The sequence below is a fragment of the Polaromonas sp. P5_D5 genome, assembly GCF_054049435.1.
Window position 1 is genome coordinate 632,980 of sequence record NZ_JBFUMJ010000002.1, and the last position, 14,138, is coordinate 647,117.

Consider the following 14,138-nt stretch of genomic DNA (forward strand, 5'->3'; position numbering starts at 1 on the left):
CCTGTAAACAATATGCCTAACTTAAGGCATGGGAGCGGGTTTGAGAAGCGGTGAAAGCCCTAGCCGCAGGCTTGCTAGCTGATGTATTTCACCAGCCACAGCGATATGCCGGGGAAAAGCAGCAGCAGGGTGGTGCGCAGGGTGTCGCTGATCAGGAAGGGCATGACGCCCTTGTAGCTTTCGCTGATAGGCACGTCTTTGGCCAGGCCATTGACCACATAGACGTTCAGGCCCACCGGCGGCGCCAGCATGCCAAAGCCGACGGTCATCAACACCATGATGCCGAACCAGATCGCGGTGGATTCCTTGGTCATGCCGAAGTCCAGGCCCATCACCATCGGGAAAAAGATAGGAATCGTCAGCAGCAGCATCGACAACTCGTCCATCACTGCCCCCAGCACCACGTAAAACAGCAGGATGGCCGTGACAACCATCAGTGGTGACAGTCCCCAGCCGCCGACCACGCCGGCGAGCTGGTTGGGTACCTGTGTCAGGGCCAGGGCGGAGTTCATCAGGTCGGCGCCTATAAAGATCAGGAAGATCATGGCCGAGCTTTCCGCCGTGGCATAAAAGCACAGCTTGAATTTGGCCCAGGTGATCTCGCGCTTGAGCAAGGCGGCTACGAAAGTGGCGGCGGCACCCACCGCGGCGCCTTCAGTCGGCGTGAACAGGCCGCCGTAAATGCCGCCGAAGACGATGATGAAGATGATGGCGATGGGCAGTATCCCCAGCGCGGAAGCCAGCGTCATCGGCGGCCTGTCGTTGTCTACTTCGGGCGCCTGTCCGGGCACCAGCCGTACATAGATGGCAATGGCCACCATGTAGCCGAACATCGCGATGATGCCCGGCACCATGGCTGCGGCAAACAGCTTGGCGATGTTCTGCTCCGTGAGGATGGCGTAAATCACCAGTGGCACCGAGGGCGGGATCAAAATGCCCAGCGTGCCGCCGGCTGCCAGCGTACCCGTGGCAAGGCGGCCCGAATAGCCGTGGCGCTTCATCTCGGGCAGCGCCACGCCGGTGATGGTGGCGGCCGTGGCCACCGAGGAGCCGCAGATGGCGCCGAAAGCCGCACAAGCCAGGATGGACGCCATGGCCAGACCGCCCTTGAACCGGCCCATCACACCTGCTGCGAACCCGAAGAGGGCGCGGCTGATGCCGCCCTGCGTTGCGAAATGTCCCATCAGGATGAAGAGCGGGATCACCGACAGGTCGTAGCTGGCAAAGCGCGCGAAGGCCTGAGTGTTGAGGAAGCTGGAAAACGGCCCCCAGCCGGTCTGCATCACGTAACCAATGGCGCCCGCGGTAAACATGGCGACCGCGATAGGCACACGCACGGCCATGAAGACCAGCATGATGCCGAAAATGACGAGAGCCAGGGTGATGGAGCTCATACGTGTGCCTCCAGCTCGTCCAGCGGATTGTGCGGCGCATGGGCGTCGCCGAAGCCGAACGCGGATTGGCACACACCGATCACGCAGGTCAGCACAAAAGGCGGGACCATGGCGGCATACACCGTCCATTCGGGAAAGCCCAGGATCTGGGTTTCAGAGTGCGTGTTGTACGAATTGAGGCCGCCCAGCACCGTGCGCCAGGCCAACAGGGCAAACACCAGGCCCAACAGCAACGCACCGAAACGGTCCAGCCTGTCGTTAGAGGTTTCGCCCAGTTTGGCGGTGAAGAAGTCGACGATGATGTTGCCGCGTTTGATCTGACAAAGGGGCATGAACAGCGCGATCGCGGCCCCCGTGACCACGCCGGTGAGTTCGAAGTCGCCGACGAGGGTAGCGCCCAGCAGGTTGCGGCCGATCAGGCTGGCGCAGGTCATGAGCGTGATCACCGTGAGCAGAACGCCCGCCAGCACAGCGCAGAATTTTGCAAGGGACTGCAGGATTTTCAAGAAGGCTCTCCAAAAAGCAGGTCTTGGCATTTGGGAGCTCCCAAAAACCGGGTAAGCCGATTATCAGAATTGAGGAGGCAAGCAGTCAGGCGGGTTACCCCGGGTAAAGCGGGGTATTTGCGCGGTGATTAAAGCAGCTGCGCGGTTATCGCGCAGCTGCCCCGCCGTGACATGCGCTTGCTAACCCCGTGTTCAGATGACTTTGACGGTGAGTGTTTCCAGCCCCGCCACACCGCCGACCATGGTGTCGCCCGAAACCACAGCCGCGACGCCTTCAGGCGTGCCGGTATAAATCAGGTCGCCCGGTTGCAGCTCCCATGCTGCCGACAGGTGTTCAATGGTTTCCGCGATGTTCCAGATCAGCTTGGAGACATGGCTGCGCTGGCGGTCCTTGCCGTTCACCTGGATGTAGAGCTCGGCATTGGCCACGTCGCCGGCTCGGGCCGCGGGTGTGATGGGGCCGATGGGCGCGGAGTGGTCATAGGCTTTGCCAATGCACCAGGGGCGGCCCTGCTTTTTCATCTCGCCCTGCAGGTCGCGACGCGTCATGTCCAGGCCCACGGCATAACCGTAGATGTGCTTTTGCGCATCGGCCGCCTTGATGTTTTTACCGCCGGTGCCAATGGCCACGACCAGCTCGATTTCGTGGTGCAGGTTCTTGGTCAGCGATGGGTAGGGAATGGTGCCCGTGACGCCGGCGTCCACCACGACAGCGGCGTCAGCGGGCTTGAGGAAGAAGAAGGGCGGCTCACGGCCTGTAAAACCCATTTCCTTGGCGTGTTCTTCGTAGTTGCGGCCCACGCAGTAGATGCGGTGCACGGGAAAACGGTCTTTGGTGCCCACAACAGGGACGGACACTGCGGCCGGTGGGGTGATGACAAAACTCATGACAACCTTTCTTCTCTGTGTATGCCCAGGGCCTGATGCACCGGGCGGTCTGAAAAACTGAACAGCACACAACCTTGCGCCGAACGCAATTGCGCAGTGTGCCACGACGGAATCACAAAATGGTCGCAAGGGCCAAACTCAAAAGTCGAGGTTTTGCCATCGCGCTCAATGCTGACGGAACCGGTGCCCTCGACCACGCTGAACACGGCCCCGTCGGTCTGGCGCCATGACTTGCCCTCAAAGCCGGCCGGCAGGCGTTGCATGAAGGTGGCCATGGTCGGCATGGGCGAGCCGCCGGTGGCCGGGTTCACATAGCGCAGCTTGACGCCGTCCCAGGCATCGATGTCGGCATGGGTTTCCAGCTGGTGCAGGGTTTCGCGCGTGCGGTCGTAGGGGTAGCTGAAGATGGGTGAGGTTTCACCGAACGGGGCGTCATACCGCATCGGCAGCATGTTGGCGCCGTAGCGGTGGCTGCTGATGCCTTGGGGCTTGGTGACTTCCTGTTGCTTGGCCGTGCCGTTTTCGGCAAAGCCTGCATCAAAGAAGCGCAGCATCGGGATGTCCAGGCCGTCCAGCCAGACCACCGGTGTATCGGACTCCACGCGGCCTTCGTGGCCGTGGTCATGCCAGGTCCAGCTGGGGGTGATGATGAAGTCGCCGGGTTTCATCTGCGTGCGCTCGCCATCCACGGCGGTGAAGGCGCCATGGCCTTCCACCACGAAGCGCAATGCGCTTTGTGTGTGGCGGTGGCTGGGCGCTATTTCACCCGGCATGATGACCTGCAGACCTGCGTACAGCGACTGCGTGATGCACGACTGCCCACGCAGGCCGGGGTTCTCCAGGATCAGCACGCGGCGTACCGCTTCTTCAGCGGTGATCAGCTCGCCCGACTTCATCAGGAAGGGATGCACGTCGGCGTACTTCCACAGCGCCGGCTGGCAGGGGGTGCTTGGCGATTGCGGCACCAGCGCGTGCAGCACTTCCCACAGCGGCGTCATGCTGTGCGCCGAGATGGCTTCATAAAAGGCCTTGCGTGCAGCGCCGTGGGGTGCTGAGGGCTGGCCTGGGGCGGTAGGGGGCGTCATGTCCATGATGGATGTCCAGTCTCTGGGGTGAAAGATCGCCGCTTAAAGGTCGTTATCGAAATACACGCCGTCCCGCATGAGCAACTGCTGCAGCTGTTTCACGTCGGTATCGGAAAAAGCCTGCCCGGCGCCGGGCATGGCCGCCGCCGTACCCGCTGCCTGGCCCATCACAAAGCAGCCGCCGCTGGCTCGCGCGGCCGATTGGCCTTCGTGCGTCATCGAGGCGCAGCGGCCGGCCACCAGCAGGTTGGCGACGCCCTGAGGCACCAGCATGCGCCAGGGGAGATCGTTGTAGACGCGGCCCTGCGCCTCATCGGTGTTGCGCGGAAATTGCCAGTCGATCCGGCCGTCCGCATGCAGCTCCATTGGCCAGGCATTGACGCCGATGGTGTCGTCAAAGCGGGCCGATGAAAGGATGTCTTCGCCGCTCAAGGCATAGAGGCCCTGAATGCGGCGTGTTTCGCGGATGCCGACCTGCGGCGCGATGTCGACGATGGCGGACTCCGCAAAGCCCGGCACTTCATGCTTCAGGAAGCGGAAGTATTCGGTGATCTGGCGGCGGCCTTCAAGCTCACCTTCGCTGAGCTGCCGCGCGTCGGTGGCATCCATGGCCGTGCCTTGCGCGTTGCGGATCTGCGTGACGTTGGCGCGCCACTCGGTCGGGTTCTTCTGGGGGCGGAGGATGGCACCTTCACGGGGAAACTTGTAGCGGCCTGGCTCGCGCGCCTGGCTCTCGGCCATCAGGGTGTTGATGGCTTTGAATTCGCCCACAGCCGCCAGCGCGCGGGGTGCATCCACGTGGCCGACGCGAAACATGGTGGAGGGAAACAGTGCGCTGCCATGCCCGTCGCCCAGCTCAAACGGCACGCCGGCGAAGTTCGCCACATCGGCGTCGCCCGAGCAGTCGATGAAACGCGCGGCACGGATTGCCTGGCGGCCGGATTTGGTCTCGACCACCAGGGCGCTGACGCGATTGCCTTCCATCACCACCGCAGCAGCCCAGGCATGGAAAAGGATTTGCACACCGGCCGCCACCAGCAACTGGTCGGCTGCGCACTTGTAGGCCGACACGTCATAAGAGCGCACGCGGATGCGGCCCTGCATGCCGTCTTGCGGCGCGTTGAGGCCACCCAGCGCGTCAATGCGCTGCAGCAGGTCGTCGGCCACGCCGCGCACTACCTGCTGCATCTGGCCGTTTTTGCGGCCGTAGAGGCCCGCGAAATTGGTGACGCCGCCGGCTGTGCCCATGCCGCCGAGGAAACCATAGCGCTCCACCAGCAAGGTGCGCGCGCCGTGCCGAGCTGCGCTGACGCTGGCAGCAAGCCCTGCTGGCCCGCCGCCGATTACGACAACGTCAAATTCGCCGTAGACGGGCAGGGAGCGTGCGGGTTCGGTGATCGAATTCAAGTTGCACCCCCGTCCAGGCTCACTGCGTGTAGCCTGTTCCCCCCTCGAGGGGGCGGCGCCAGCGGTCTGGCGAAATTGGCTCGCCCCCGTCCAGGCTCACTACGTGTAGCCTGTTCCCCCCTCAAGGGGGCGGCGCTTGCGGTCTGGCAAAGCCAGTCCCGCGGCGCCCACTGGTTGTGCCCAATGAAACTCCTAACCAAGCATGAGCCGTGGAACCGGCTTTGCTGGGCCACAGGCGTGCGGCCCCCTCGGGGGGCAGAGAGCCACACGCAGTGGGCGAACGTGGGGGCTAAGTCCGAGGCTTTGCCGGGCCGCAGGCGGGCGGCCCCCTCGGGGGGCAAGGAGTTACACGCAGTGAACGACTGTGGGGGCATCATTTATTCAAGCTTGATACCGCGCGACTGGATGATGCCGCCCAAAATGGCGGCTTCGTCTTTGACGCGGCTCCTCAGGCCGTCGGGCGAAGTGCCCACAGCCTGCCATCCCTGGTTAAACAACTTTTGCCGCGTGTCGGCGTCGCGAATGATGCGCGGCACTTCTTGCGCCAGCCGCGCCTGGGCCGCTTTGGAAAGGCTGGCCGGGCCGATCAGGGCCGTCCAGACTTCCAGGTTGACATTCGTCACGCCGGCGTCGGCCAGCGACGGCACTTCCGGCACCAGGGAAGAGCGTCCGCCGGCCAGGCCAATCGCCCGGAGCTTGCCCGACCGCACATGCGGCATGGCCACGCCGGGCGGGATCAGCGCCATCTGGATCTGGCCGCCCAGCATGGCGGTCACCACCTGCGGGTTGCCGGCGAAGGGCACGTGAACCGGTGAGACGCCGGGCATGCGGCTTTTCAGCAGCTCCATGCCCAGGTGCGCCACCGAGCCGTTGCCGACCGAGCCGTAGTTCCACTGGCTGCCGCCCTGACGCGCGGCAGCGAAGAATTCGGCGCCGCCAGGCTGGCCCGCAGGCGCTACCAGCACCAGGGGCGCCGTGGTCAGTAGTGAAATTGGCGCAAAGTCTTTGGCCGGGTCATAGGGCAGCCTGGAGTACAGCAGCTTGGCCGAGGTCAGGTTGCCGTTGATGACGACGCCCAGCGTATGGTCGTCAGTGGCTTTGGCGACCTGGTCGGCCGCGATGTTGCCTGACGCGCCGGGTCTGTTTTCCACAATCACGGGTTGGCCGAGGGCGTGGCCCAGGGGTTCGGCCAGGCTGCGCGCCGCCATGTCGGGCGTAGAGCCGCCCGGAAACCCCACAAGGATGCGCACCGGCCTGGTCGGCCAGGCCGCATCTTTTAAGTCTTTTGGAGCTGCAGCCCAAGAGGGATAAGCGCAAGCAGCTATCAAAAGCGTAGCAATTACCCGGAGAGCAGCGGTGTTGGGAAGAAGAGTCATGACAATCCCTGGGACTTTTGAAACCGTCATTGGAACAGTTTTGACGGCTCGATTCCGTCGTACATCCACTTCAGGCCGGCGAAACCCGCGCTCTCGGTGCCGCTCTGGAACATCTGGTTGCGCAATTCGCGTTGAACACCGGCCGCATGGTAAATATCACCGTAAAAACGGGCAGTCAATTGCACGCGGCCGGTACGCAGGTAGCGCTTTTGCTGGTATTTCTGGAAGGCTTTTGGCACATCGCCGCGGGTAAAGCGCAGCGCTTCACGCAGCACGACAGCGTCTTCAATGGCCTGGCCGGCGCCCTGGGCGAGGTACTGCAGCATCGGGTGGGCGGCGTCGCCCAGCAGGGTCACGCGCCGGTCGGTCCAGTTTTTCACGGGTTCACGGTCGCACAGCACCCACATCTTCCAGGTCTCGATTTTCCCCAGCAGCTCCTTGACTTGCGGGCAGGCATCGGCGAAACGCTCGTTCAGCTCGGCCGTATCGCCAAAGGTGTTCCAGCCCTCGTCGTATTTGTTGCTGTGGAAAACAGCCACCAGGTTGAAGAGTTCGCCGCGGCGCAGTGGGTAGTGAACCAGATGGGTTTTCTCGCCGCCCCAAAGCAGCACATCGTCGCTCCACAGATGGGCCGGCACATCCTCGCGCTTGAGCACGGCGCGGTAGGCGATATGGCCCGACACGCGGGGTTTGCCGTCGCCCACCACGGCTTCACGGATGCGGCTCCAGATGCCGTCTGCGCCTATCAACGCGCTGCCTTCAACGGTTTCGCCGCCTGCAAGGTGTACGGTCACGCCGCTTCCCGATTGGTCAAACGACTCCACCTTGGCGCTGGTGCGCAAGGTGACGTTGGGCTGCGCCCGGCAGGCATTGAGGAACACCTGGTGCAGGTCGGCGCGGTAAATCACGCCATAAGGAAAGCCATAGGTGGCGCGGGCCAGGTCGCCAAGCGGGACACGGACAACTTTCTCGCCCGTGCGCACATCGTTCATGCCAAGACCGGTGGGAAAGAACGCCACACGGTTGACGGCTTCAGTGAGGCCCAGGTAGTCAAACATGCGGAAAATATTGGGGCCGAGCTGGATGCCGGCGCCGATCTCGCCAAAACTCGCCGCCTGCTCCATGAGCGTCACGGCGCGCCCGTCCTGCGCGAGCACCAGGGCCGCGGCCAGCCCGCCAATGCCGCCGCCCGAGATGAGGATGGGGGATGTGTGTGACATGTATGAGAGGGTATCAGGGGGCTTCGACAATGATAAGTATGCTTATCATGTATGTACGCTAGTACATACCCTGAGCGCAAAGCTGAACGGTAAACTCGGTAAATGGCAAAAAGCTTTAACTTCAGCGAGGCCCCCGGGCACTTGATCCGCCGGGCACAACAACTCGCGGTCGCGATCTTCATGGAGGAGACGGCCGGGTTTGATGCGACGCCCGTGCAGTTCGCCATCCTGAATGCGCTGATGGACGACCCGGGCGAAGACCAGATCACTCTGTCGGGCCGCGTTGCCTTTGACCCGGCCACTTTCGGGTCGGTGATCGGGCGGCTGGAGGCCAAAGGCTGGGTCAAGCGGGAGGCTGACCCATCCGACAAGCGCCGCAAACTGCTGTGGACGACGCCCGAAGGGGAAAAAGTTGCACTGCAGATGAAGCGTGCTGTCAGCAAGGCACAGCAGCGCATCGTGAGCCCGCTGGATGATGACGAGCGGGTGCAGCTCGGCCTGTTGCTTGGCAAGCTGATCAGCGGCCACGAAAATGCGGCCAGGTAGCCGGCATCAGAACTGCGCGCAGACAAAAAAACGGGGCCGTCGGCCCCGTTTTTTTTGCCCGCCTGTTTGCCAGGCCCTGGCCCAAGGCTCAGGCTGACTTGGCCACCAGGTCGAAATGCTCCACCGTGGGCGGGCCGGCAAAGAAGGGCCCGACGATGGCACGCCAGTCGGCAAAGGCGGGCGACTGACGAAAGTCGACGGTGTGGTTTTCCAGTGTGTCCCAGAAGATCTGCAGGATGTAGCGTTCGGGGCTTTCAATGCCCTTGTTGACCTTGAAGCCCTGAAAGCCCCTGGCTTTGGAAATGACTTCGCGGATGCCGCGCTGGATGGCTTCGTCAAAGGCTGCTTGCTGGCCCGGGTGAATGCGGATGTCGGCGAGTTCGAGAATCATGAACAACTTTCTGAGGTAATTAATACTGGGTAGAAGGCAACTCTACCGTCAATCCGTCGAGCGCGGGCGTGAGCTTGATCTGGCAACTGAGCCGGCTGTTGGGAAGGCGCGGCGCGGCGGTAAATGCCAGCATGCCGAGCTCTTCGCCATCAGGTGGCGGCAGGGTTTGCGTGTCCGAGGAAAAAGGTTCCTGCACGTGTACATGGCAGGTGGCGCAAGTCAGCAGGCCGCCGCAGTCGGCGGCAATGCCGTCAATGCCTGCGGCCACTGCGGCTTCCATCAGGCTTTTGCCGACTTTGCCTTTTACCGGCGTGGAGCGGCCGCCCGATTCGATGAAATGGATGGTGATCATGGTTATTTTTTATGCGGGCCGCGGCGGTTAGATCCGGCTGAAGTATTCACGTCTTTGCCAGTCGTCCTGGTCCTGGGCCTCGGCATGGCGGGTGATTTCGGCCTGTTTGACCCGCGTGAGGTAAGCGATGAACGCGCTGCCGAATGCCTCCGCCAGCGTCGTGTCGCCTTGCAAGGCTTGCAGCGCCTCTTCGAGGCTGGTGGGCAATCTTTTGGCGGTGTCACCATAAGGCGCGTCGGTGGCTGGGGGGGCTTTCAGGCGGCGCGCGATGCCGTCCAGCCCGGCGTGGATTTGCGAGGCCAGATAGAGATAAGGGTTCGCGGCGGGTTCGCCGAGGCGGTTCTCGATACGTGTGCCGTTGTCGTTGCATTGGCCAACCACGCGCAGCATGGCACCGCGGTTGTCCCGGCCCCACAAAATCGATTGGGGCGCCAGCGCATTCGGCCGAAAGCGGCCGAAACCATTGATGGTGGGCGTGCAGAAGGCCGTCATGCCGCGCGCATGCGCGAGCAACCCGGCGAGGTAGTGTTCGCCGGTTTCGGTCAGCGTGTACTGCGCGTGCGCGGGTGTGCTTCCGTCCGCGGGGCTTTGGCGTTTGAAGGCGTTGGCACCGGTTTTCAGGTGCACCAGTGACTGGTGCAGGTGCCAGCCGCTGGACATGATGTTGGGAAAGGGCGGGCGGCACATGAAGGTGGCGTGGTAACCGGCACGCCGCAAGGCCTGCTTCACCGCACTGCGAAACAGCACCATGTTGTCGGCGGCTGTCAGCGCATCGGTGGCTTCAAATACCGCCTCGACCTGGCTGGGCCCCAGCTCGATTTCCAGCGACAGCAGGGGCAGCCCCAGCGCCTGCGCCGTGCGCTGTACGATGCGAAGCGGCTCCTCGGCCATGTCCACCCATTGCTCTGACAGCAGGTGGTAGCCGGGATGGATCATGGTCACCTCTGGCGGCAAGCCCGGCCAGTCGGCCCGCGTCGGGTCAAGCTGGGGAACGCTGCCACCCTCGGCAATCCGGTAAATGTGGAACTCGATTTCCAGCCCACACTTCATGCCGTAGCCGGCTTCGGCCAGGTTGGCGAGGGCGCTTTGCAGCACGCGGCGAGTGTCGAACTCCACGGGGCTGCCGTCGGGGAACCACGGCTGGCACTGCACCCAGCCGGTCTTCTCCGCCCAGGGCAATTCTTTCAGGCTCGCCGGGTCGGCCAGCAGCATCACATTGCCGCCAAATTCAAAGCCCGGCAGTTCAGCGGCGCCGCCAGCCTCGAACACTTTGTAGGCGGTGCGGTCGGCCGTGTCCTTGAGCAGCAGCGTGCTCACCATGCCCACGCCTTCGGTCATGGCCTGTGCGGCAGTTGCGGCCACCAGTGTCTTGCCGCGCAACATGCCATGCAGGTCGCACCAGGCAAAGCGCACCAGCTCAAGGCCGCCCGCCTCGATGCGCCGCGTGGCATCGGCCAGCGCAGCCTGCCTTGCCGCGTCTTGCACGCCGCATTGCGCCGCAAAGCTGCTCATGGCTGAGTGACGGTGCTGGGTGAGTCGGAGGTGGCTCTGGCGCCCAGCCACGGCGCACTCTCGCGTTTGGTGCGCGCGGCTTGCTGCCACCACTGAGACCATTCGCCCGCCGGCGCAATGCCATCCACCGTGTCCGGGCCGGTGATCGCTGCGGCCAGCGCAGGGTCGGCGATGCCGGGCGCCACGCCGCCGTTTTGCACGGTCTCAATCGCCTTGAGCAGCACGCGCCGGTTGGCCATGATGACCTTGTCGGAGATGCCCAGGTGTTCGCGTGTGCGGTCCTGGATCTCGCCCATGCTTTCCACGGCCCATTGGTCGTGCACATTGATGTCTTCTTCGCCCATGCCCAGGTAGGTGGTGCTCATCTGCTCTTCGGCGTTGAAGCCCCAGTTGTTGTGGCGGCCCGCTTTGGGAATGTAATCGGGCAGGGCAATGAACTGCTGGCGCTGCGCGCGCATGCTCTCGCGGTCCAGCGGGGCGCCAAAGCTGGTGAAGAAGGTGTACCAGTAGGTGTTCGTGTCGTCTACCGGCACATGCATCTGCGTGATGGTCATGGTTTCCGACAGCGGAATCACAAACGTGGCCGGAAAGATGGCGTTGGTCACGCGCACATGCGTGAGCTTGTCGGTCATGGCGCGCAGTGCGGTCAGCTGCATGCCCCAGGGCTTGTTTTCAAAGCTGATGTCGGGCTGGGCGAACTCGCGCATGATGCGCGTCATCGGCCACTGCTCGCCGTCCTTCGTGCCGGCGCTGGCGCTGCGAAACTGCTTGCCGGCCGGGTTTTCGCCGATTTCGTCGAGCGGATCGTCCTGCAAAAAGCGATGCAGGAAAGACGGGTGCGCCGGGTCGATGCCCACTTCAAAAGCCTGCAGCCAGTTGGCGTTCCACAAACCCTTGAAGGCAAAGCTGTGCGTGGCCGGTGCGGTAAAGCAATCAAAAGCGGGAAAGGGCGGCGGTGTGCTGCCCTCGTCGCCCATCCAGGCAAACAGCACGCCGGCTTTTTCAATCACGGGGTAGCTGCGCTGGCGTATGCGTTCACACAACTTGCTGCCCGTGGGCTCGGCCGGTGTTTCCAGGCAGCGGCCGTCGGTGGCGAACTTCCAGCCGTGAAAAGGGCAGCGCAGGCCGCCGCCTTGCGCGGCGCTTTCGCGCCGGCCGAAAGACAAGTCGGCGCCGCGGTGCGCGCAGTCGCGGTCCAGCAGGCCCCATGCGCCGGAGGTGTCCTTGAACAGCACCAGATTCTGGCCGAACAGTTTGAGCGCCTTGACCGGGCGGATCTCCATACGCGGGTCCAGCGCCGGGTTGAACTCATCGACCAGCGCCGCAGGTTGCCAGTACTGGCGCAGCAGCTTGCCGCAGGGCGTGCCCGCGGTGATGCGGGTGAGCAGTTCGTTCTGTTCAGCGTTCATGGAGACCTCAAAACGGTATACCGAAATTAAAATTCAGTGTACATTCTCGGGCATGAACTTGCAAGAAACCGTTTTGATGCAGTTGCGCGACCTGATCTTGCGCGGCGAGTTTGAGCCGGGCCAGCGCCTGGCCGAGCAGCAACTGGCCGAGCGCCTGGGCGCCTCGCGCACACCGGTGCGGGCCGCGCTGGTCACGCTGGAGCAGGAAGGGCTGGTCGAGGCCAATGACACCGGCAAATACCTGGTGCGCCAGTTCACCCCGCGCGAGGTGGCCGATGCCATTGCGGTACGCGGCCATCTGGAGGGCATGGCGGCGCGGCTGGTAGCTGAGCACGGTGTGTCACGCCAGTTGCAACTTGATTTGCAGTCCTGCCTGGACGAAGGCGACCGCGCACTGGCCGCCAACCCGCTGGGCTATGACAACTACGCGGCCTATGCGGCCATGAACGACCGCTTCCACGCGCTTATCCTGGAGGCCAGTGGCAACCGCGCACTGCAACGCGCGATCGAATTGAACGACAAGCTCCCCTTCGCGTCAGCCTCGGCCATGCTGCCCATGCAGTCCACGCTGGAGCAGGACCGCGACTGGATGCACTACGCGCACCGCCAGCACCACATGCTGTTTGCAGCGCTCAAGGCCGGGGAGGGGGCGCGTGCCCAGGCGCTGGCAGTCGAACACACGGAAGTCGCACAGATGAACATGCGCATGGCGCTGCAGCGGCGCGCCGAAACCGAAAGCCTGATGCCTGGTTTGCGCCTTGTGGTGGGCGGCTAGCGCCTGCCCGCGGTCTAGCGCTCTCCCATTAATAACTTCAGGTCGATGGATTCAGCAACCGCCTTATTGCCGGCATCACCCAGGTGCAGGTGGTCGCCCGAGTCATAGGCGGGCAGGATGCGCAGCGGGTTCTGCGGATCGCGCGCCACCGCATCAAAATCCAGCACCGCATCGAATTCGCCGCTGTCGCGTATCCATGCGTTGACGCGCTGGCGCACCGCGTCTTTTGCGGGGCTGTAGTAATTGGCAATCGGTGAGCCCGGCATTGTCAGCGCGCCCTCGAATGGGGTCAGCGTGGCGCCGACGATGCGCACGCCGCGGCTCCTGGCGCGAGCAATCAGCTGCCGGTAGCCGGCGATCAGTGCGTCAGTCTGTGTGGCGGGCTCCTTGGGTTCAAGGGTGCTGCCAGGCCAGCTGATGTCGTTGATGCCCATGAGCAGCACTACGGTGGCAATACCGGGCTGACCCAGCACGTCGCGCTCGAACCGGGCCAGTGCATTCATGCCCATGTGGTTCTTGAGCACCCGTCCGCCCGAAATACCCGCGTTGAGCACGGCCACGTTTTGACTGGCCAGGCGGCGCGCCAGAAAATCCGGCCAGCGCTGGTCGGCGCCCGGCGTGGACGCCGCGCCGTCGGTGATGGAGTCGCCAAAGGCCACCACGCTGCGTGTGCCCGGTGCGGCGTCGACCAACACCGCGCTGAGAAAGAGGCGGCTGTTCACCGTGGCATCTGCCTTGAGGACGCTCGCGTTCACGGCATTGCCTGCCGCAATCTGCGCGGGCTGAAGGCCGTCCCAGTGAATGGTGGTGAGTGGTGTCGTTTGTGGAAAGTAGAGGCTGACCGACAGGTGGGCCAACGGTGCGACGCGCGTCTCGATCGGGTCGCTCATCACGACGGCGCTTGCCGGCACGGTAACGGCCTGTTGCCCCCCAAAGGTCACTGCCTTTCCGGCTTCGCCGGCAGGCGCTATCTGGGCCGCGCCTACCTGCAAGGCTTGTGAGCCATATTCGTTGGACAGCACGATGCGCACGCGTGAGCCGCCCACGCTGGCCCGGACGGTCTGGCGCACGGTCTGGTCGTGAAGCGTGGCGGGAAGGCCCAGCGGCAGCACAAAGTCATTGCTCCAGATGGGTTGGGGGCTTGCCGTCCAGCTTGGCATCCACACGCCGGCACCAGCTGCCTGCGCCTGCGGTAAAGCACTGGCAAACAGCAGCGCGAATGAAAGAACGGCTTGAAATACGCGCCGCTTTGAAAGGAAAAATGTGTTCATGGTGTG

Annotated in this window: 14 protein-coding genes; 2 read left to right on the forward strand and 12 right to left on the reverse strand. The window is 63.5% G+C overall.

Annotated elements, in window-relative coordinates:
• Nucleotides 1–74: 74 nt before the first annotated feature.
• The 7 genes from ACXJKE_RS09665 to ACXJKE_RS09695 all read right to left on the reverse strand — a co-directional run bounded on the left by ACXJKE_RS09665 (nucleotide 75) and on the right by ACXJKE_RS09695 (nucleotide 7,876).
• Entirely contained in the window at nucleotides 75–1,394 is a 1,320-nt protein-coding gene (locus tag ACXJKE_RS09665) for a TRAP transporter large permease (protein WP_457280367.1), read from the reverse strand.
• The gene (locus tag ACXJKE_RS09670) at nucleotides 1,391–1,900 is read right to left on the reverse strand and encodes a TRAP transporter small permease (RefSeq protein WP_457280368.1); all 510 of its coding nucleotides are present in this window, start codon (nucleotides 1,898–1,900) and stop codon (nucleotides 1,391–1,393) included. Before ACXJKE_RS09670 ends, ACXJKE_RS09665 begins: the two co-directional genes overlap by 4 nt.
• 192 nt (nucleotides 1,901–2,092) lie before the next feature.
• Complete coding sequence (locus ACXJKE_RS09675) at nucleotides 2,093–2,788, reverse strand: fumarylacetoacetate hydrolase family protein (RefSeq protein ID WP_457280369.1); 696 nt, start codon at nucleotides 2,786–2,788, stop codon at nucleotides 2,093–2,095.
• The gene (gene gtdA, locus ACXJKE_RS09680) at nucleotides 2,785–3,879 is read right to left on the reverse strand and encodes a gentisate 1,2-dioxygenase (RefSeq protein WP_457280370.1); all 1,095 of its coding nucleotides are present in this window, start codon (nucleotides 3,877–3,879) and stop codon (nucleotides 2,785–2,787) included. Before gtdA ends, ACXJKE_RS09675 begins: the two co-directional genes overlap by 4 nt.
• Nucleotides 3,880–3,915: 36 nt before the next feature.
• Nucleotides 3,916–5,280, reverse strand: coding sequence for an FAD-dependent oxidoreductase (locus tag ACXJKE_RS09685; RefSeq protein WP_457280371.1), 1,365 nt, complete (start codon nucleotides 5,278–5,280; stop codon nucleotides 3,916–3,918).
• A 377-nt stretch (nucleotides 5,281–5,657) separates the two neighbouring features.
• On the reverse strand, nucleotides 5,658–6,656 hold the full coding sequence (locus ACXJKE_RS09690) for a Bug family tripartite tricarboxylate transporter substrate binding protein (RefSeq protein ID WP_457280372.1): 999 nt from the start codon (nucleotides 6,654–6,656) through the stop codon (nucleotides 5,658–5,660).
• A gap of 26 nt (nucleotides 6,657–6,682) precedes the next feature.
• Complete coding sequence (locus ACXJKE_RS09695) at nucleotides 6,683–7,876, reverse strand: 3-hydroxybenzoate 6-monooxygenase (protein ID WP_457280373.1); 1,194 nt, start codon at nucleotides 7,874–7,876, stop codon at nucleotides 6,683–6,685.
• 102 nt (nucleotides 7,877–7,978) lie between these two features.
• Between ACXJKE_RS09695 and ACXJKE_RS09700 the strand changes: the two genes are divergently transcribed.
• Nucleotides 7,979–8,422 (forward strand): MarR family winged helix-turn-helix transcriptional regulator, encoded by a 444-nt coding sequence (locus ACXJKE_RS09700; protein ID WP_457280374.1) that lies wholly within the window; start codon nucleotides 7,979–7,981, stop codon nucleotides 8,420–8,422.
• Between the two features lie 88 nt (nucleotides 8,423–8,510).
• Here ACXJKE_RS09700 and ACXJKE_RS09705 read toward each other — a convergent pair whose 3' ends face one another.
• The 4 genes from ACXJKE_RS09705 to ACXJKE_RS09720 are packed head-to-tail and all read right to left on the reverse strand — an operon-like array spanning nucleotide 8,511 to nucleotide 12,086.
• The gene (locus ACXJKE_RS09705; RefSeq protein WP_457280375.1) at nucleotides 8,511–8,813 is read right to left on the reverse strand and encodes an antibiotic biosynthesis monooxygenase family protein; all 303 of its coding nucleotides are present in this window, start codon (nucleotides 8,811–8,813) and stop codon (nucleotides 8,511–8,513) included.
• Nucleotides 8,814–8,832: 19 nt separating this feature from the next.
• Nucleotides 8,833–9,165 (reverse strand): 2Fe-2S iron-sulfur cluster-binding protein, encoded by a 333-nt coding sequence (locus ACXJKE_RS09710; RefSeq protein ID WP_457280376.1) that lies wholly within the window; start codon nucleotides 9,163–9,165, stop codon nucleotides 8,833–8,835.
• A gap of 27 nt (nucleotides 9,166–9,192) precedes the next feature.
• Nucleotides 9,193–10,677, reverse strand: a complete 1,485-nt coding sequence (locus ACXJKE_RS09715; RefSeq protein ID WP_457280377.1) for a glutamine synthetase family protein — start codon at nucleotides 10,675–10,677, stop codon at nucleotides 9,193–9,195.
• Complete coding sequence (locus ACXJKE_RS09720) at nucleotides 10,674–12,086, reverse strand: Rieske 2Fe-2S domain-containing protein (protein ID WP_457280378.1); 1,413 nt, start codon at nucleotides 12,084–12,086, stop codon at nucleotides 10,674–10,676. Before ACXJKE_RS09720 ends, ACXJKE_RS09715 begins: the two co-directional genes overlap by 4 nt.
• A gap of 52 nt (nucleotides 12,087–12,138) precedes the next feature.
• Between ACXJKE_RS09720 and ACXJKE_RS09725 the strand changes: the two genes are divergently transcribed.
• The gene (locus ACXJKE_RS09725) at nucleotides 12,139–12,861 is read left to right on the forward strand and encodes a GntR family transcriptional regulator (RefSeq protein WP_457280379.1); all 723 of its coding nucleotides are present in this window, start codon (nucleotides 12,139–12,141) and stop codon (nucleotides 12,859–12,861) included.
• A gap of 14 nt (nucleotides 12,862–12,875) precedes the next feature.
• Here the strand turns inward: ACXJKE_RS09725 and ACXJKE_RS09730 are convergent, their stop codons facing one another.
• Nucleotides 12,876–14,132 carry an SGNH/GDSL hydrolase family protein gene (locus ACXJKE_RS09730; protein WP_457280380.1) on the reverse strand — a complete coding sequence of 419 codons (1,257 nt, stop codon included), beginning with the start codon at nucleotides 14,130–14,132 and terminating at the stop codon, nucleotides 12,876–12,878.
• Nucleotides 14,133–14,138: the final 6 nt, after the last annotated feature.